The following is an 18002-nucleotide window of genomic DNA, read 5'->3' as shown; positions in this document are numbered from 1 at the left end:
CAGTTTATATGGGGCTATAGCTCAGCTGGGAGAGCGCCTGCCTTGCAAGCAGGAGGTCAGCGGTTCGATCCCGCTTAGCTCCACCACACCAACCTTTCTATTCGAACAGAGTAGGAGGTTTTTTTGTGTTTGATAGACAGTTTGTAGGGAGAAGCTGTCAAGATCATTTCATTTTATTGAAAATGAAAAGTGTCTTGACAAAGAATGTTGATGAAAGTACTATAAGTTTATATTGATTGAGCAACTCACTCAATTTTAGATGTATATCTCTGAAGGCTCATACCTCATTATATTGATGAGGAAGCCATAAGATAGGCAAGAATGATATAGGCAAGAATGATATAGTGTTATTTGCCTCTGAAGAGGACAGTAGATTGTAATTAAGGTGAATACAGAGGATGATTTGTTAGTAAGTTGATATATTTTTTTGTTATGTTATTGAGTGAGTAACTCACTTTTAAATGTGGAGGATATAAAAATGATAACTACGACGAATACAACATTTACGAAAGAAAAAACTCAACGAGCAATTATAATTGGAGGCAGCATGGGTGGATTGTTAACAGCTAAAGTACTGTCTGAATATTTTTCGGAGATATTGATTGTTGAAAAGGATGAATTACCTCAGAAGCCTGTCGATCGAGCAGGAACACCGCAAGGATTTCATCCCCATCGATTTACACCACGCTTGAAGGTGATATTGAATCATTTATTTCCTGGATATAACGATGTCTTATTGGAGAATGGGGCTTCTTTATCATTTAATAAATATATTTATCAAGTAAATCACTATGGGAAGATAGTAGTTGGGCCTAGCCAAGAAAAAGAGGTTACTTGCAGTCGTGCGTTACTGGAGTGGACGATTCGAGAATATGTAAAGAAGATACCAAATGTTCGTTTTTTAGAGAAACATGATGTTCTAGGTTTACATGCTACTTCTGATGCTTCTACGATAACAGGTGTTTATTTGCGAGATCGAACTTCTAAGCAAGAAAAGACACTTTCAGCGGATATGATATTTGACATTAGTGGACGACGCTCCAAATTGAGATTATGGCTACAACAGCTTGGCTATGAAGTACCTGAAGCTGATCTCTTAAAGGTTTCCCTTTCCTACAGTACTCGACGTTTTCATATCCCTACTGAACTAGCAGAGGAATGGGATGTCATTCGGATTGCCGGACATCCTTCAACGGAAACATTTACTGGTGTTTTCTCTACCATTGAAAATGATGTTGCCGAAGTTTTGCTTTATGGTCTGGGAGGAAAGCATCCTACCATAAAACAAGATGAATATTTTGAAGCGACTGCTAAGCTTTCTGATCCATTGATTGCAGAGATAATGAAACAACTGGAACCAATCACTGCACCTCGTGGTTTCCAAGTACCAGAATTAATTCGCCAACGATTTGATAAAATGAAAAAATGGCCAGCAGGGCTATTGGTTTTAGGGGATGCACTTTGCCATGTCGACCCTATCTTTGGTCAAGGCATTACCATGGCTGCGATTGAAGTGGAAATGTTAGAGAAATGTATTCAGGAACAACAAAATGATCCTCGTTCTAACTTTGAACAGCATGTACTATCTCGGATTCAAGATGCTATTGAGCCAGGTTGGTGGTTAAATTGTGCGGCTGATTTATCATGGCAAGGGGTTGAGTATGTGGGTGAGTCCTTAAAAGGAATTGAATTTGCCAGCAAATACTTAGAGTTATATTTGAAACATGCAACCGTTAAAAAAAATCTTCAACTATATGGCATGTACTGGGCAGTGAACACACTGCTATTTTCGCCACGAGTATTGTTTAATGCGGAAATGATGGGAACTGTGATGTCTGATGCTTCGAATGAAGATAGACAATGGTATAATGAAGTGACACAAGGAACAGGTCAACTCACCAATGATCAAATCGACCGATTAATTCCGTCATTCTCTGGAGCTAACTTTGTAAATTTTTCTTGAGTTCCAGTCCTTTTGGAGGAGAAGGTAGGATGTCACCATTAAATACAGAACAATTAAAACAAATTCGTGATAAACGTAAAGAACAAATTATGAATGCAGCATTGAAAGTGTTTGCAAGACGAGGGTTTATTGGAGCGAAAACGAGTATGATTGCTAAAGAAGCAGGATTGAGTGAAGGATTATTATATAAATATTTTAAATCCAAGGATGAGATTTTCATTTCACTTGTGCAAATAGCAGTAGATGAATCAATGATTGTATTTAAAAATGTTCAGCTCGGATCACCTTTGGAACAATTAAGAGAATTAACTACACATATACTTGATAAAGAAAATCAAGATGGATTTTTGTTAATTCATCAAGCTCGTATTGGAGATGGTATTCCTGACCAAGCAAAACAGTTGATGAAACAACATTCTAATAAAAAATACACAGAACAATTGGTTCCTTTGTTTGAAAAAGGCCAGGAAATAGGTGAGTTCACAGATGGTGATACGAGTGAATTAGCTTCAAATTATCTAAAAGTGTTATCAGGATTGATGACATTAAAATTGAGTGAAGATGACGGATTATTGCCAGATGTGAATTGGTTATTGAGGTTAGTAATAAATCCTTTGGTTTTTTCTCCAGAATAGAAATAAAATAGATCGGTAGAATAGAAGCTGTCTCTTTTTTAAGAGCAGCTTTTTTGGTGATACTGGCTTCCATCATTATATGGATAACGTGGATTTCCCTTAAGTCTAGTAAAGAAAGATGTTTCATGATGGATATACATTTCTTTGGATACTCTATATACGAAGCAATACTTGGAGGGATCACGATGACTAATTCTATCTATGAAAGGGTGGAGACAGAAGATAATCTTCCGTTTTCGGTATCTTTGCATCATGTAAATTATGTTCCAAATCATTGGCACTATAGCATAGAAATCATTTTTGTTCTCAAAGGAAAACTACAAGTAATCGTAGATCAGAGACAATTTACGCTTGTGGCAGGAGATGTTTTGCTAATCAATCAATCTCATGTTCATGAAGTGATTGGAATCGAGAAGAATATTATTGTGACTTACCTTATACCTGTAGCCTATTTGAAAGAGTACATTACAGGAGTGGAGAAACTTCATTTTGGTTGTTATTCGCAAACGGTCGGCCGGGACAAGAAACCGTCTTTTGATACGATGAGACAATGGTTAGCGGAGATTGTTCAACTCAGACAGAAAAAGCGAACTGGCTATGAACTTGAGATGCAAGCAAGGATGTTACAAGTCTTTGCTATGTTAATGAAACAATTTCAAGAGCCGTTTTCGGGTAAAATGGTGAACCATAAGTTAATGGATCGAATGCTGCGAATCGTGACTTATATCGATCAACATTATCAAGAATCCATTACATTGCATGATATTGCCCAAAAAGAATATTTGTCTATTCCTTATCTTTCTAAGTTTTTTCGCGAAAATGTAGGACAAAATTTTCAGTCTTATCTTACGAGTATTCGGTTAAAGCATGCAGTGGAGGATATGTTGGTACATCCAGATAAATCAATCGCGGACCTCGCAATCATTCATGGTTTTCCAAATACCAAATCTTTTTATACCGCTTTTAAGAAACGATATCATACGACTCCATCTGATTACCGAAACCAGAACCGGCCAGTTGTTTCTCAGAAAGAAACCAAAAAGGAACTAGCTAATTATTTAATGTTCAATCAAGAAAGTGCTTTAGGTATTATCAATAAATATTTGCCGTTGCATCCTCCAGTTTCAAATCCCTTGTCATATGAGATAGAGAATGCATCCTATCGAATAAAAATGCCGGATAAACCAACAAAGATCAAACATACGTGGAAAAACCTCATCACGATTGGAAAGGCAAAAGAAGGATTACATAGAGATGTTCAACAGCAACTCACATATTTACAAAAAGTATGTAAGTTTCACTATTTACGATTCCATGGGATATTTGATGATGACATGATGATATATCAAGAAAATGATAGAGGGAATGCCATTTATCAGTTCCGATATGTGGATCAATTATTTGATTTCCTATTATCGATCGGCATAAAGCCTTTTGTAGAATTGGGCTTCATGCCCTCTGCAATGGCAAAAGACAGAGGAAAGTCGATTTTTTATAAGCCAAGTTATACAAGCCCCCCATATGCAGAAAATCGATGGATTGAATTAATTGATCGTTTTTTACGTCATTGTGTCAATCGTTATGGATTACATGAGGTACAGACTTGGAAATTTGAGTTCTGGAACGAGCCAGAAATATACGAATTTTGGTCAGGAAGTAAAGCGGAATATCTTAGTTTGTATCAAAAAACGTATGAAAAAATCAAATCGATATCCCCGCTTTTTCAAGTAGGTGCTCCTGGTCGCATTATTACTGTTGATTCAACCAAATGGATCGATGAATTTTTTCAGTATGCCAAAAAGCATCATTGCATACCTGATTTTATTCCGATTCATTTTTATCCACATGGCCTAACGTCTTTGCAGCACGATGATAACGGTGAATACCTTTCTTTTGATCTCGAAGATCCAAGTTTCATGCAAATATCTTTAAATCCAGATTATTTACGGGATTGTTTGATTCGAGAAAAAAGCTTATTAGCTAAACAGGCTTTAAAGGATAAGGAGCTGTATTTAACAGAGTGGAATGCGACTGCCTATCACCGGGATTTAATCAACGACACTCTTTATAAAGCGGCCTATATCGTGAAAAATATAGTCGAAAATCTCGATCGGATAGCAGGTTTTGGCTATTGGGTGCTCAGTGATAACATCGAAGAGCAGGCTGCTGACCCAGCTGTCTTTCATGGCGGATTAGGACTGGTCACACAGCGTGGCATTCCGAAAGCAGGAATGATGGCCTATTGGTTGTTGGCTAAACTAGGAGACCAGCTGATTCAACAAGAATCCAGTTATTTTGTTGCAAAGAGTAATAGATCGATACAAATTTTAGCCTATCATTATTGTCATATCGATGAGCAGTATGCGAAAGGAGATACATCTTTTGTCAGTATGACAAACCGTTATCAGTGCTTTACAGGGGAGAAAACAAAGAAATTTCACTTTCATCTCGAAAATGTGCCGGCAGGTAAGTATAAAAAAGTGACCTATTTGGTGAATAGAAGCCATGGGAGCAGCTATGATGAATGGGTGGCAATGGGAGCGCCACAGGAATTATCCGAAGAAGAAATTGATTACCTTCGATCTTCTGCTAGACCAAAGATCGAAGTGGAACCGATAGAAGTAGCGGATAGTCTTCACTTAACGATAACACTTGAACCACATGCAATCGGTTTGATTGAATTAATTCGTCTCTATTAAACTTGAGTCAATTTTTTATCTGTGATAGATCATCATCTCTTGTTTTCCAACTGCAAAAGCATAAAAAAGGCTATAAAGATGGATCATCTAAGCCCTGTCGAAAATGTAAACGCTTCCTTTACAATTGATATTGTAATCGCTTTCATCTATCGACAGTCATAAGGAGGTTCATCTCATGGTTCCAAATACCGTGCAAGGGCAAGTGAAAACACCTTTTGGACGTTTAACTTTTGGTATTTTGTTTGGATATGCTTGTATGATGCTGGCACTGATGACTCCAGCTACCATCCTGCTCACGTTTAAAATGATTCAAGTTGATCCAAGTGGATATACCTCTTCCTATGGGTGGGTAGCAGGTATTGGTGCTTTTTTTGCCTTGATTGGTAATCCGATTGGAGGGGCAATCAGTGACCGGACAAATATTGCTTTTGGACGTCGTCGTACGTGGATATTGATCGGTCCGCTGATCGGTTGTCTCAGTCTGCTCTGGATTGGGATAGCAACAGAAATATGGCAGATTACAGTAGCTTGGTGTATCGCGCAATTTTTCTTTAATTTTGGTATGGCAGCATATACTGCTCTTGTTCCAGATCAAGTTTCGGTGGAAAAACAAGGAACAATTTCTGGGCTGATGGGTTTGGCTGTACCAATTGGTATGGCAGTAGGAATGGTGCTGATGATGCTACTGCCTAATATATCGATGTTTAGCAAATGGCTGCTTGTCTCGATTATTGGAATTGTTGGTCCTGTCATCAGTTTGTTTGTGATTCGTGACGGAAAAGTCAAAATAATGAAAGTGGAAAAGAATCAAGTTTCCTTGGCTGAGAAGATGAGTACGATTTATCCAAGTCCGAAAAAATTCCCATCGTTTTCATGGGCTATTTTAGGAAAGTTTGCGCTGATGATGGGATACTCCAGTACGTTATATCTGACGGTGATGTTTGTCAATCGGATGGGATTTACCGAGACCCAAGCTACCAGCAGTGTCGGAACCATTCAAATCATCATTCTCATCGCAATGTCTTTGACTAGTTTTCTTGGAGGCGTTTTATCGGACAAGTTCCAAAAACAAAAACCATTCTTATATATTTCGGCTCTAATTATGTTGATCGGCTTGCTCTTGTTTGCTTTTATTCCTAACATGACAGTTTATATGGTTGCTGCAACTGTAATTGGTCTTGGATTTGGGTGTTTCTCCGCAGTGGATACAGCTTTGGTTTCACGGATTTTGCCCAATAAAGAAGATGCAGCCAAAGATTTTGGCTTGATGAATGTAGCCAATGCACTTCCTCAATCGATTGTACCAGCGATTGCACCACTTCTTTTATCGATCGGTGGATGGACATTTTTCTTTCTGTTCTTAGGGTTATTTGTTCTGATTGGTATGTTCTCGGTAAAACCAATTCCTGAAGTTGGCAAAAATCTATAAAAATATGGGGGAAATACAACATGAATACAGGGGAGAACATTCAATTTGTAAAAAACAAAAAAGGGCCAGCTCTTGGTGTTTCTGCAAAATCTAATGTTACTATTTTAGAGCAAGACGGTCATTTCTTTAAAGATTTAAATAAAGATGGGAAATTGGATAAATACGAAGATTGGCGGCTGTCTGTGGAAGAGAGAGCCCTCGATCTAGCTTCTAAAATGACAATCGAACAAATAGCTGGCTTGATGTTGTACAGCAGCCATCAAGCTGTTCCAGCAACGAGTGATAGTTGGTTTACGGCAAAATATAAAGGAAAAGCCTATGAAGAAAGCGATGCAAATCCGTGGGATCTTACGGATGAACAGCTTCATTTTTTAACAGAAGATCGTGTACGACATATTTTAGTGACCATGCTGGAAGATTCAGAAGTAGCAGCCCGTTGGAATAATAAGGTGCAAGAATTGGTTGAATCGCTGGATTTAGGAATTCCTGTGAACACAAGCTCTGATCCTCGTCATGGTTCTGATGCTAGTTCAGAGTTCAATATTGGATCACTGGGCAGCTTAGTTTCCTTGTGGCCGGAAATGTTAGGACTAGCGGCAACTTTTGATCCGAAAATCGTAGAAAAGTTTGGGGAAATAGCATCAAAAGAATATCGAGCTTTGGGAATTACGACTGCGCTTTCTCCACAAATTGATATTGCGACAGATCCTCGTTGGTTTCGATTTAATGGGACATTTGGTGAAAACGTCAAGCTATCCACCAATATGGCTCAGGCTTACATCGACGGATTTCAAACTTCAGTTGGCGAAGAAGAAATAGAAAATGGTTGGGGCTATGCCAGCGTAAACGCCATGGTAAAGCATTGGCCGGGTGGCGGATCAGGGGAAGGTGGTCGTGATGCTCACTATGGAGTTGGAAAGTTTGCAGTTTACCCGGGAAATAATTTTGCAGAACATCTACTGCCATTCACCAAAGGAGCGTTTCAATTAAAAGGAAAAACGAAAACGGCATCAGCGGTAATGCCTTATTACACGATTTCATTTAATCAAGATCAAGTAAATGGGGAGAACGTAGGAAACTCCTACAATCAATATTTGATTCAAAATCTCCTCCGGGAAAAATACGGCTATGATGGCGTCGTTTGTACGGATTGGATGATTACAGCAGATAGTTTGGAATCAACTATGATAGCTAGCGGCAAATCATGGGGTGTGGAACATTTATCTGTCGCAGAACGCCATTACAAGCTGCTGATGGCAGGTGTCGATCAGTTTGGCGGGAATAATGAGATGGGTCCTATTTTGGAAGCATATCAGATGGGAGTAGAGGAACATGGCGAAGCCTACATGCGCCATCGCATGGAACAATCTGCTGTTCGTCTGTTAAAAAATATTTTTCGCTTGGGATTATTTGAAAATCCTTACCTCGACGTGCAAGAGAGTGTGAATATAGTTGGTAATGCTCAGTTTAAGGAGGAAGGATACCAAGCACAGCTTCGCTCCGTTGTGATGTTAAAAAACAAAGAGCAAGTTTTACCATTGAGCAAAGCTTGCACCATATATATTCCTAAAAGATATACTCCTGCTGGGCAAGACTGGTTTGGTAATCCTACACCTGAAAAAGAAGAATATCCGATCGACATAGAAACAGCAAAAAAATATTTCTCCATAACCGATGATCCAGAGAAAGCAGATGCAGCTTTAGTCTTTATGCGTACGCCAAAATCAGGCATTGGATATAACAAAGAGGATGCTGAACAAGGTGGAAATGGATATGTTCCGATCAGCCTTCAATATAGACCATACACCGCAGTAAAAGCGAGAGAAGTCAGCATTGCTGGTGATGCTCGTCCAGAAGATGTGCTCAATCGATCTTATAGTGGGAAAACGATAACGACGCAAAATGAATGTGACTTGGATATTCTCCTCGACACGAAAGAAAAGATGAAAGGCAAGCCAGTTATTGTCTCCCTGCTTTTGTCCAATCCAATGGTAGTAAATGAATTTGAACAGGAAGTTGATGGTATGCTCGCTAATTTTGGAGTTCAAGATCACGTGATCTTGGAATTTTTAGTAGGAAACGAAGAGCCTTCTGGCTTACTTCCCATGCAAATGCCTGCAAATATGGAGACCGTAGAAGAGCAGTTAGAAGACGTTGCTCATGATATGAAATGCCATGTGGATACAGAGCAGCACGTTTACGATTTTGCTTATGGTCTGAATTGGAATGGTGTGATAGAGGATGAACGGACGAAGAAGTATAAAAGAGTGTGAGCCTTTTCGTGATACCTTTTTGGTAACTTAGTCTGTTAGAGACACTGAACAGATTTCTACTTTCCAATGGGAAGAGGGACTAGCAACCTATAGACAAATAATAAATTCTAACCTCTTTCTCTTCTAGGAAAGAGGTTAGAATTTATTTCATACCCTCAGTACACGGCTGGGTGAGACGACAAAAGATACGGGATGTATGAAGTCCCTTTCGATTTCGTATTAGGGGCGGCCAGTCAATATTCGGATCAGTATATCTGGGTCTGGTTTGATAAATTCTTCATCATTATTTAAATTTAAGGCCATCAACCCTGATTGTACGGTAAGAAAAGAAGTCACGATTTTGTTAGGGTCACCAGGTGCGAACTCACCAAGTTCTTGTCCTTCTTTAAATAAGGGTACTAATTTATCAAAAAGTTCAGTGCCAAGGAAGTGTTCTTTGGCAATTTTCTTTAGTTTATCAGGTACTTCTTCCGATAAAAGAACTTGGTGGATCAGCAGAAAATAGTACTGCTCTTCTTCTTTAACATTCAGCATATTTTTAAATTTTTCCAGTGGAGTTGCCGGAGTTTGATACATTGCCTGTATGCCGTTTTCTAATTCTTGTATTGCTTTATGAATGAGAGTTTCTAGAAATTCATCTTTTGATTTGTAGTAATGGTAAAGAAGACCTTTGCTGATACCTGCTTCTGAAGCAATCGTGGACAATTTCGTTCCGATGTATCCTTTACGGGCAAAGATTTTCAGTCCGACACCCAATATCTGCTCTATGCGATTGTCACGGATTTGTTTAAATTGTTCTTCACTCAGTGGGGACATAATATGCATTCCTTTTATTTAGATTTATCCATTTCATTATAGAGAAAGAAACGAATCAAGACAAAAATGGGTTATATCTTACTCTTTAAGGCATTCTTTGCAAGCAAATCTTCTATTGTTTCCTTAATGATTTGATCAAACTTCGTATATTGATAATCGTATACATCAGGATAGATGGATTCTCTTCTAATCATTTTTCCAGTTAATGGATAAGCAGAAGCGGCATTTTTATTGAAAAACTTGCCCATCCACATCATATATTTCGGCATTATTTTCGTTGGTGGAGTAAATCCGAGATGGGAAAAGTGACGGTGAATTGCTTTGGGTAAATCAACAAACTTCCCTCTTGCTGCTATACTGATATGTCGATTTCCATTCGTTTCTTCTTTGTCCATAATTGCAATATGCATACGAGCGCAGTCTCGAACATCTACTATATCTGCTGACATATCTGGCTGCATGGGCTGTTTTCCTTCGGCAATTTCTTTTATCATTTCTTGGGTGAAAGATACAGTTGGCAGACAAGACGGCCCAAAGATAAACACTGGATTGATCGTTGATAGTTTCACATTGTTAGGGTTCTGTTGTTTGTCTTGAGCCGTATCCCAAGCAAGTTTCTCTGCAAGAGTCTTACTGCGAAAGTATTCACTGATATTTTTTGGATTTGTCCAATCTTTTTCGGTAAAAAGAGTTTTGCTTGCAGGATGTCCAAAAATAATTGCTGATTCAGAACTAGTGACGACTACCTTTTTCACAGTGTTGGATTGAAAGGAAGCCTGTAAGGCATGCTTTGTTCCTTGAGTAGCACTTGCGATCAAATTTTTCTCCGTTTTTTTGGCTTGTGGACTCGCTACATGAAAAATCCATTTGCATCCTGTGACAGCCTCTTTCCAGCCTTCTTCTTTTTGTAAATCTGCTTCTACTAGTTCAATTCCAGGTAAGTTTTCTTTGATCATTTTTACTTTTTTTGCATCATTTATGTTTCGGATAGTACCTCTCACCCGAAATCCATCTTGCAATAAATATTTCCCGATCCAAGACGCTACATATCCAGTTATTCCAGTAACTAAGCACAAATCATTTTTTTTCATGTTTTTGTATTCCATTGTTGTTCACCCTTTGTATTTTTTTGACCGGTCAGACCGTTCAATAATAGAATAGGTGATGAGTAAAATTTAGTCAAGCATTCATTTATATTTTTTGAAAATTAATTCAGAATGAGTAATAAACTTATCTGAATTAAGGGTCTTCAAGGTAGAAAAGGTTATAAATAGTGTTTTGACATAATAGACAAACGTAAGCATCAAACAGATGAAATACTTTGATACATGTACTAAAATAAAAGAATAAGTGTCTACCGATCAGAACATCAAGGAGTTGGGATGACTTCGCAGGAACTGACAAACAAGATCATGAAGAAAAACCACGGCAAAATCCGCGATGACCTCCAGAAACAATTGAAAACGATTCGAGAGGCTTACGAGCAGAGGAATCGCCAAGAGTTGGAGAAAAAGGCTAGTGACGAGGGGAAAACACTGGCTGAGAATCTGCTCAGTGTGTACAACGATTTCCTCCAAAATCATGGACAGTCTTCCATTGACTTTGAAGAGGGAGGTCTGGAAATGCTCGCATTGGCGGCAATCTGTACGTGTTTTCTCGGAGCGGTTTCCAAGCTTCTCAAACTAAAAACGGGGAGTAGGATGGAACGGGGCTGGGTCCGGAGTGAAGTGCACAGTTGTGCAGCAAATACTTCGCAGGCGATTCATTTTGCCTTCGGTGAAATGGTAGCCCCGCGTTACATCGGTAATGGCGTATCGAGGGACGCTGTGATTAAAGTCGCGAAGGAGTTCTTCGGGGTAAACTCCAATGCTGTGAAGTTCGTTGGGGTTGGCTCGGATTCTTTGGTCAAGTTCTGATCGGGGCCGTTCGTTTCTCATCCGAGAACGAACGGCCCAAACTTTTATAAAGGGGTGTCTTCTACTATAGCCTCTGCTTCTATCTCTACTAATAAGTCTGGATCGATCAGCCCTTTCACTTCTATCATACTTGCCACAGGTTGAATTTCTCTAAAAAACTCCCCATGTGCCCTGCCGATCTCTTCCCATTTGGAAATATTTGTGACAAACATTCTCGTTCTTACGACATCTGACAGACTAGCACCTAATTCTTCTAATGCCCCTTCAATGGTTTGCAGAATAAATTTCGTTTGCTCATATGCATTTTCGACTCCCACTACTTTTCCGTCTTTCACAGCAGTAGTACCTGCTACCTCGATTCGATCACCTACGCGAACTGCTCGGCAATATCCAACAACGGATTCCCATGGAGCACCTGTCAACACTCTTTGTCTTTTCATCACTTTTTCTCCCCTCGTATTTATCTGCGTAAAAGTTTATTCGCAGGATTTACAATGCTTTCTAACCTTTTGTATTCTTCCAGTTTTGCCTTACTAGCACTTTCTTTGTGCAAATAAATATGTAAGTAGAGATAACGGAAATTGGTGTAATACTTCAAAAAGAAATTGATTTGCTCTTCCCAATCATCTTCTAATTCATTTTCGCAGAGATAACCAAACATAAATTTATGTAAAAACTCTTGCTTAAAAGAGCTTTGATCGTATTCAGATACATAATCTAGGGCATGATAAAGGGAAATGGCAATATCGTATGTATACCAGTGGTATTTGACATGATTCATATCAAAAATGATCAGTTCTCTACTTTTATTCAGTAGAATATTTCGATTGCTAAGTTCATTATGAATGAGACCATATGTCTTTTTATTTCGCACAAAACTACTTGCTTTTTCGCGCAATTCAATCCAGCGGTCTTGTACCAGTTTTGGGGCAGTGGATAAGTCACGGTGATAAATCTCGCCTTGATCCCAGTCATCAAAGGGCGCATCTACTTCTTCTAAGTGAAATTTTTTGGAGATCGCATGCATTTTACCCATCTCTTGACCCCATCGGGTAAACAAGTAATCGTTCCAGTGGTTATCAGCTATCTTTTCTCCTTCTGCTTTTTCATATGAAATAGCACAGCAAGGAATAGGGAGGGTGTGGATGACTTCGATGGTGTTTCCTCTCTTGGACAATACATTTTTCGGAATTTGAATGCCATTTTTTCGCAAGTACTGAATCCATTTCATCTCTGATAACAGCATGTTCCGATCTTTGTTGGCAGAAGGAATTAATTTAAGAATGAATTCCTCTCCATCGCGTTCATATTGAAATACATTTTGGTAGAAGCCACCGACCGAAGTGATAGAAGCTACTGTCCCACGGAATCGCTTGACAGCTTCTTCTACAATATCTTTTTTCCACATTTTTCATTCATCACCATACTTTCTGAAAGGCATATTTGTCTTTCTTATTATATCAAATACAAAATATTCTTTCGTGTCAGGAAAGAGTAGTCTATAAAAAACATTCAACCTATACCTTGACCTAAATGTTCGTATATGATTATATTTTTGTTAGAAATAATTCAAGTTATGTTCGTTTTTAATAGAATTGGAGGTCGTTATGAATCAACAAATGGAGCGCGTGGTAGTGTTGGATTTCGGAGGTCAATATAATCAACTCATCGCGAGAAGAATTCGCGATTTAGGCGTATTTAGTGAATTGCTTCCGCATACTACTACAGCGGAAGAGCTAAAACAACATAAACCAACAGGAATTATTTTTTCTGGCGGTCCCAATAGTGTCTATGAAGAAGGAGCACCAAAATGCGATCCTGCTATCTTTGACCTGCAAGTGCCTATTTTAGGTATTTGTTATGGCATGCAGATGATCGCTGCTCAGTACGGTGCAAAAGTAGACCGTGCGCATAAAAGAGAGTACGGTAAAGCAGAATTAGAGGTAGTTGGAAACAGCAAACTTTTTCAATCTTTTGGGACAAAAGAACAAGTATGGATGAGTCATAGTGACGTGCTTTTAGCTCCTCCAGCTGGTTTTGAAGTCATCGGAAGAACAGAATCTGCTCCGGTTGCTGCCATGATGGATGATGAAAAACAGCTGTATGCTGTGCAATTCCATCCAGAAGTGCAACATACCACTAATGGAAATGAAATGTTAAAGCAATTTTTATTTTCGATTTGTGGATGCAAAGGCGATTGGACAATGGAAACATTTATGGAAGATGCCGTTGCAGATATTCGAAACCGTGTTGGCGATAAACGTGTTCTCTGCGCTCTCAGTGGTGGGGTGGATTCTTCTGTTGTTGCGGTTTTGATCCATAAAGCGATCGGTGATCAACTTACCTGTATGTTTGTCGATCATGGTTTGCTCCGTAAAGGAGAAGCAGAGGGAGTAGTTGCGACCTTCCGTGATCATTTCCATATGAATTTTGTAAAAATCGATGCCAAAGATCGTTTCTTAGGAAAACTAGCTGGAATCTCCGATCCAGAGCAGAAACGAAAGATTATTGGAAATGAATTCATTTATGTATTTGAAGAGGAATCTGCCAAGTTAGGAAAACATGATTTCTTAGGACAAGGAACTCTGTACACCGATATTATCGAATCTGGTACAGCAACTGCCCATACCATCAAATCTCACCACAATGTAGGCGGGTTACCAGAGGAAATGAGTATGGAACTCATTGAACCGCTCAATACTTTATTTAAAGATGAAGTTCGTAAACTCGGTGAGGAGCTTGGCATTTCACGTGAAATTGTTTGGCGTCAACCTTTTCCTGGACCAGGTTTAGCCATTCGAGTAATCGGAGAAATAACCGAACAAAAACTACAAATCGTTCGTGATTCCGATGCAATTTTGCGTGAAGAAATTGCAAAAGCAGGATTGGATCGAGAGATTTGGCAGTATTTCACTGCACTTCCTGATTTCAAAAGTGTAGGTGTGATGGGGGATGTAAGAACCTATGCATACACGGTTGGAATTCGTGCTGTTACTTCCATCGATGGTATGACTGCGGATTGGGCGAGAATTCCTTATGACATTTTAGAAAAGATATCCACACGGATTGTAAACGAAGTCGATCATGTCAATCGAGTTGTGTATGATATCACCTCCAAGCCGCCTTCCACCATTGAATGGGAGTAAAATAAGTCATTAATATGGAAAAGTAGAGGGATTTCGGAATGACAGAAAAGAAGGCCTCAGGTATATCCAGCTTTTTTAAACTAGAAGAACATAAAACGAATATAAGAACCGAAATTTTGGCAGGCGTTACCACTTTTTTTGCAATGGCATATATCATTCTTGTAAACCCAAGTTTCCTGAGTAAAACAGGTATGGATTTTGGGGCAGTGTTTGTCGCTACCTGTTTGGCTTCGGCTCTTGGTTCTTTATTGATGGGAGTTATTGCAAATTATCCGATAGCACTTGCTCCTGGGATGGGGTTAAATGCTTATTTTACTTTTGTAGTTTGTCTTGGTATGGGAATACCCTGGCAGAAAGCATTAGGAGCTGTTTTTATTTCCGGCGTTATATTCTTACTGCTGACTGTAACAAAAGTACGAGAGATGATTATTAACTCTATCCCATCCTCTTTAAAATATGCAGTTTCTGCTGGTATCGGGATCTTCATTGCTTTTATTGGCATGAAAAATGCAGGTTTGATCATTGCGAATGAAGCAACATTTATCGCTTTGAATCCAAAACTTTCTTACGATCCAAATTTATTGCTGACGATTTTCGGACTTGTTCTTACGGTCATTTTAATGCTCCGTAAGGTGACAGGAGCCATCTTTATTGGTATGATTGTAACTGGAATTTTAGGAGTAATCACTGGTTTAATTGCTCCACCGGCCGGTATTTTTTCCATGCCCCCGAGCATAGCACCAACTTTCATGCAGATGGATATTATAGGAGCGCTTGATCTCGGACTATTTACGATCGTTTTCTCTTTCTTATTTGTCGATTTGTTTGATAACGCTGGTACATTAGTTGGAGTGGCTAATCAAGCTGGATTATTAAAAGACAACAAATTGCCAAAAGCAGGTAGAGCTCTTGTGACGGATTCTATTGCAACGATGGCTGGTGCCTCAATGGGAACAAGTACTGTCACTTCCTATATTGAATCTGCATCAGGAGTTGCTTCTGGTGGCCGCACTGGACTTACTGCTGTCGTGACGGCTATCTGCCTTGGTTTATCTGTCTTTTTCTTTCCGTTGGTGAAAGCTTTTGCGTCTGTAGCAGCAATCACTTCTCCAGCCTTGATTATTGTAGGAGTCTTAATGGCAGGTAGTTTGAAAAAGATTAGATGGGATGATTTTGTCGTAGCAGTACCAGCCTTCTTAACCATGATCATGATGCCTTTGACATATAGTATCGCTACAGGTATTGCAGTTGGATTTATACTTTATCCGATTTGCCAAATTGTCGTTGGAAATTGGAAAAAGGTTCATCCAATCATGTATATATTAGCTGTACTTTTTATCCTTCGCTTTATTTATCTTGGCGCAATATAAACAAAACTCCCTTGTTACTAAACAAGGGAGTTTTGTTGTATAAAACGAAGTTTTATCTAGTGGCAAATGTTCGATTTGTTCAAATTATTATAGAAAAAGCCTTGACCATATCTTAATAAACTATTAACATTAGCTTTACAAGTAGTTAAGCAACAATCTACTTGGTGAATACTTGACTCACTAGGAGGGTATCAGTATATGATCAAATCCATTGAAGTGAAGAAAGTAGATTCATTAGGGCCTTACCCATAGACATCGCATTAAAAAGTACTTAACTTGGAAATGGCAAAATGCTTCGTGACTTTCTGAGGGGGGATTCTATTGGAGTTCCAAAGCAGTAGTTATCGACAAGCGAAAGGTCCGTATCCTTAGTAATGGTAAGATATAAAAAAGCCACCGAATTCGGTGGCTTTTTCTTGTGCATAACGAAAAATGCAATGGAAAACCTACCAATAGGGAGGTTTTTTTATGCTTAGTATTCTGCTTGGTATTTGGATTAATCTTTTTCCTGCGAGTGATATAGACGAGATAAAAAATCTGTTTCGTGTACAGCAGCAAGCTGTAAATGCAAATAATTTGTCCAGCTATGTGTCTACTATATATGAAGACGAACATTACAGACAGGAACAAAAAAGATGGTTTAAAGACGCAGTTTTTTTCATTGATCCTAAGACATTTCAAATAAAAGTAAAAGATTATCATTTTATTTCTAAAAACCATTTTCATGTAGAGATCATTCAGTCATATCAAAAAAATCATAAGCTGTATTCGTTTATCCGTCCGGTTGAGATGAAAAAAACAAAGCAAGGCTGGAAAGATGCAGATTCACTTGCTTATGAGAGGAAAAAAAGTTCAATAACAGTAAAGTATAGTGATCGGAATTTACTCCCTGAGGCGCAAAATGCACTGATGATATTATCTCATGTATCTGAAAAAATGGCTCACAAATATTTGTGGCACCCATCCATATTAGAAGTAAAACTGTATCATGATCCAGAAGTTTTTCGTCAATCCGTTAAGTTATCTTTACCTTCATGGGCTGGAGGTTGGAACGAAGCAAGGCAATCCATAAAGTTAGTGGTAGGAAAATCAGATGTAGCGTCTCTTACACATGGACTTGCTCATGAGTATACTCATCAACTGCTCAGTGATATGACCAATGATAATGCAGCGTATTGGCTGCAAGAAGGGGCAGCGATGTATTATGAAGCGTGGTTTTCCAAAGAACAACCAGAAATAGAAATAAACTTTCACCCTTTCACTATCAGCCAGTTAGAACAGATGAATTTGGAACAGCTGCCAGATGAAAAAGCATCTCGATACTATATCTCTTGTTATATGAGATTTAAAGAAATAGTTCAACAGCATGGGGAAAAGCAAATCGCAAAGGCATTTTGGGAAATGCGTAACTATCCTTATATCGATGAGGATAGTGTCATAAAGCAACAAGAAACGAATAAACGAACCTACCGTATTCTTCAAAAAAATAAGTTGTTACCTAGTAGAACAATTGAATTGGAAGATGCGTATTTCAATAGGAGTGATAAGAAAGTGCTGTAGAAAAGCAAATTAATTGCTATGATTGTTTGAGATACTCATTGAATAAAATTATCCTAAAAAAGTGTTGACTTATAGATATTGGCCATGTTATAGTATTTCTTGTCGCCGCGACAGAGCGGACAGACAACAAAAGAGAAGTTGTTCCTTGAAAACTGAAGAGTGAGATCACAAACCTGTTAATTTTTAGATTTACAT

At 38.7% G+C, this 18002-nt stretch carries 13 protein-coding genes and 1 tRNA gene; 10 read left to right on the top strand and 4 right to left on the bottom strand.

Annotated features, from left to right (window positions below; all coding sequences use genetic code 11):
• The first annotated feature begins 10 nt into the window (after window positions 1–10).
• The 6 genes from AC5WOE_RS19645 to AC5WOE_RS19620 all read left to right on the top strand — a co-directional run bounded on the left by AC5WOE_RS19645 (window position 11) and on the right by AC5WOE_RS19620 (window position 8999).
• Window positions 11–86 (top strand) — tRNA-Ala (locus AC5WOE_RS19645).
• Window positions 87–478: 392 nt separating this feature from the next.
• The gene (locus AC5WOE_RS19640; protein WP_496053319.1) at window positions 479–1963 is read left to right on the top strand and encodes an NAD(P)/FAD-dependent oxidoreductase; all 1485 of its coding nucleotides are present in this window, start codon (window positions 479–481) and stop codon (window positions 1961–1963) included.
• A 29-nt stretch (window positions 1964–1992) separates the two neighbouring features.
• Window positions 1993–2598, top strand: a complete 606-nt coding sequence (locus AC5WOE_RS19635; RefSeq protein ID WP_496051525.1) for a TetR/AcrR family transcriptional regulator — start codon at window positions 1993–1995, stop codon at window positions 2596–2598.
• Between the two features lie 185 nt (window positions 2599–2783).
• Complete coding sequence (locus tag AC5WOE_RS19630) at window positions 2784–5297, top strand: GH39 family glycosyl hydrolase (RefSeq protein ID WP_496053318.1); 2514 nt, start codon at window positions 2784–2786, stop codon at window positions 5295–5297.
• Window positions 5298–5472: 175 nt separating this feature from the next.
• Window positions 5473–6726: an MFS transporter gene (locus AC5WOE_RS19625; RefSeq protein ID WP_496051527.1), complete on the top strand. Its 1254-nt coding sequence runs from the start codon at window positions 5473–5475 to the stop codon at window positions 6724–6726.
• Window positions 6727–6746: 20 nt separating this feature from the next.
• A complete protein-coding gene (locus AC5WOE_RS19620) occupies window positions 6747–8999 on the top strand; it encodes a glycoside hydrolase family 3 protein (protein WP_496053317.1) in 2253 nt (750 codons plus the stop codon).
• Between the two features lie 219 nt (window positions 9000–9218).
• Here AC5WOE_RS19620 and AC5WOE_RS19615 read toward each other — a convergent pair whose 3' ends face one another.
• Both AC5WOE_RS19615 and AC5WOE_RS19610 read right to left on the bottom strand, forming a co-directional pair.
• Complete coding sequence (locus tag AC5WOE_RS19615) at window positions 9219–9815, bottom strand: TetR/AcrR family transcriptional regulator (protein WP_496051529.1); 597 nt, start codon at window positions 9813–9815, stop codon at window positions 9219–9221.
• Between the two features lie 71 nt (window positions 9816–9886).
• Window positions 9887–10921, bottom strand: a complete 1035-nt coding sequence (locus AC5WOE_RS19610; RefSeq protein WP_496053316.1) for an NAD-dependent epimerase/dehydratase family protein — start codon at window positions 10919–10921, stop codon at window positions 9887–9889.
• A 276-nt stretch (window positions 10922–11197) separates the two neighbouring features.
• Between AC5WOE_RS19610 and AC5WOE_RS19605 the strand changes: the two genes are divergently transcribed.
• Entirely contained in the window at window positions 11198–11731 is a 534-nt protein-coding gene (locus tag AC5WOE_RS19605; RefSeq protein WP_496053315.1) for a hypothetical protein, read from the top strand.
• Between the two features lie 44 nt (window positions 11732–11775).
• Here the strand turns inward: AC5WOE_RS19605 and AC5WOE_RS19600 are convergent, their stop codons facing one another.
• Both AC5WOE_RS19600 and AC5WOE_RS19595 read right to left on the bottom strand, forming a co-directional pair.
• Window positions 11776–12171, bottom strand: a complete 396-nt coding sequence (locus tag AC5WOE_RS19600; RefSeq protein WP_496051532.1) for a RidA family protein — start codon at window positions 12169–12171, stop codon at window positions 11776–11778.
• A 20-nt stretch (window positions 12172–12191) separates the two neighbouring features.
• Entirely contained in the window at window positions 12192–13139 is a 948-nt protein-coding gene (locus AC5WOE_RS19595; RefSeq protein WP_496053314.1) for a phosphotransferase enzyme family protein, read from the bottom strand.
• A 199-nt stretch (window positions 13140–13338) separates the two neighbouring features.
• Here AC5WOE_RS19595 and guaA point away from each other — a divergent pair, with 199 nt between their 5' ends.
• The 3 genes from guaA to AC5WOE_RS19580 all read left to right on the top strand — a co-directional run bounded on the left by guaA (window position 13339) and on the right by AC5WOE_RS19580 (window position 17807).
• Window positions 13339–14877 carry a glutamine-hydrolyzing GMP synthase gene (gene guaA, locus AC5WOE_RS19590; RefSeq protein ID WP_496051534.1) on the top strand — a complete coding sequence of 513 codons (1539 nt, stop codon included), beginning with the start codon at window positions 13339–13341 and terminating at the stop codon, window positions 14875–14877.
• A 38-nt stretch (window positions 14878–14915) separates the two neighbouring features.
• Window positions 14916–16247, top strand: coding sequence for an NCS2 family permease (locus AC5WOE_RS19585; protein ID WP_496051535.1), 1332 nt, complete (start codon window positions 14916–14918; stop codon window positions 16245–16247).
• 468 nt (window positions 16248–16715) lie between these two features.
• Window positions 16716–17807 (top strand): hypothetical protein, encoded by a 1092-nt coding sequence (locus AC5WOE_RS19580; RefSeq protein ID WP_496053313.1) that lies wholly within the window; start codon window positions 16716–16718, stop codon window positions 17805–17807.
• The last annotated feature ends 195 nt before the right edge of the window (window positions 17808–18002 follow it).

Source organism: Shimazuella sp. NTD248 (genome assembly GCF_059510395.1).
The sequence above is the reverse complement of the archived record's forward strand: the minus strand, read 5'-3'. Positions and strand labels throughout refer to the sequence as shown.

Excerpts from the sequence above, each read along its gene's own strand:
- AC5WOE_RS19595 (WP_496053314.1), bottom strand. The coding sequence starts at position 13,139 with ATGTGGAAAAAAGATATTGTAGAAGAAGCTGTCAAGCGATTCCGTGGG.
- AC5WOE_RS19640 (WP_496053319.1), top strand. The coding sequence starts at position 479 with ATGATAACTACGACGAATACAACATTTACGAAAGAAAAAACTCAACGA.
- AC5WOE_RS19625 (WP_496051527.1), top strand. The coding sequence starts at position 5,473 with ATGGTTCCAAATACCGTGCAAGGGCAAGTGAAAACACCTTTTGGACGT.
- AC5WOE_RS19600 (WP_496051532.1), bottom strand. The coding sequence starts at position 12,171 with ATGAAAAGACAAAGAGTGTTGACAGGTGCTCCATGGGAATCCGTTGTT.
- AC5WOE_RS19585 (WP_496051535.1), top strand. The coding sequence starts at position 14,916 with ATGACAGAAAAGAAGGCCTCAGGTATATCCAGCTTTTTTAAACTAGAA.
- AC5WOE_RS19605 (WP_496053315.1), top strand. The coding sequence starts at position 11,198 with ATGACTTCGCAGGAACTGACAAACAAGATCATGAAGAAAAACCACGGC.
- AC5WOE_RS19615 (WP_496051529.1), bottom strand. The coding sequence starts at position 9,815 with ATGTCCCCACTGAGTGAAGAACAATTTAAACAAATCCGTGACAATCGC.
- AC5WOE_RS19635 (WP_496051525.1), top strand. The coding sequence starts at position 1,993 with ATGTCACCATTAAATACAGAACAATTAAAACAAATTCGTGATAAACGT.
- guaA (WP_496051534.1), top strand. The coding sequence starts at position 13,339 with ATGAATCAACAAATGGAGCGCGTGGTAGTGTTGGATTTCGGAGGTCAA.
- AC5WOE_RS19620 (WP_496053317.1), top strand. The coding sequence starts at position 6,747 with ATGAATACAGGGGAGAACATTCAATTTGTAAAAAACAAAAAAGGGCCA.
- AC5WOE_RS19610 (WP_496053316.1), bottom strand. The coding sequence starts at position 10,921 with ATGGAATACAAAAACATGAAAAAAAATGATTTGTGCTTAGTTACTGGA.
- AC5WOE_RS19580 (WP_496053313.1), top strand. The coding sequence starts at position 16,716 with ATGCTTAGTATTCTGCTTGGTATTTGGATTAATCTTTTTCCTGCGAGT.
- AC5WOE_RS19630 (WP_496053318.1), top strand. The coding sequence starts at position 2,784 with ATGACTAATTCTATCTATGAAAGGGTGGAGACAGAAGATAATCTTCCG.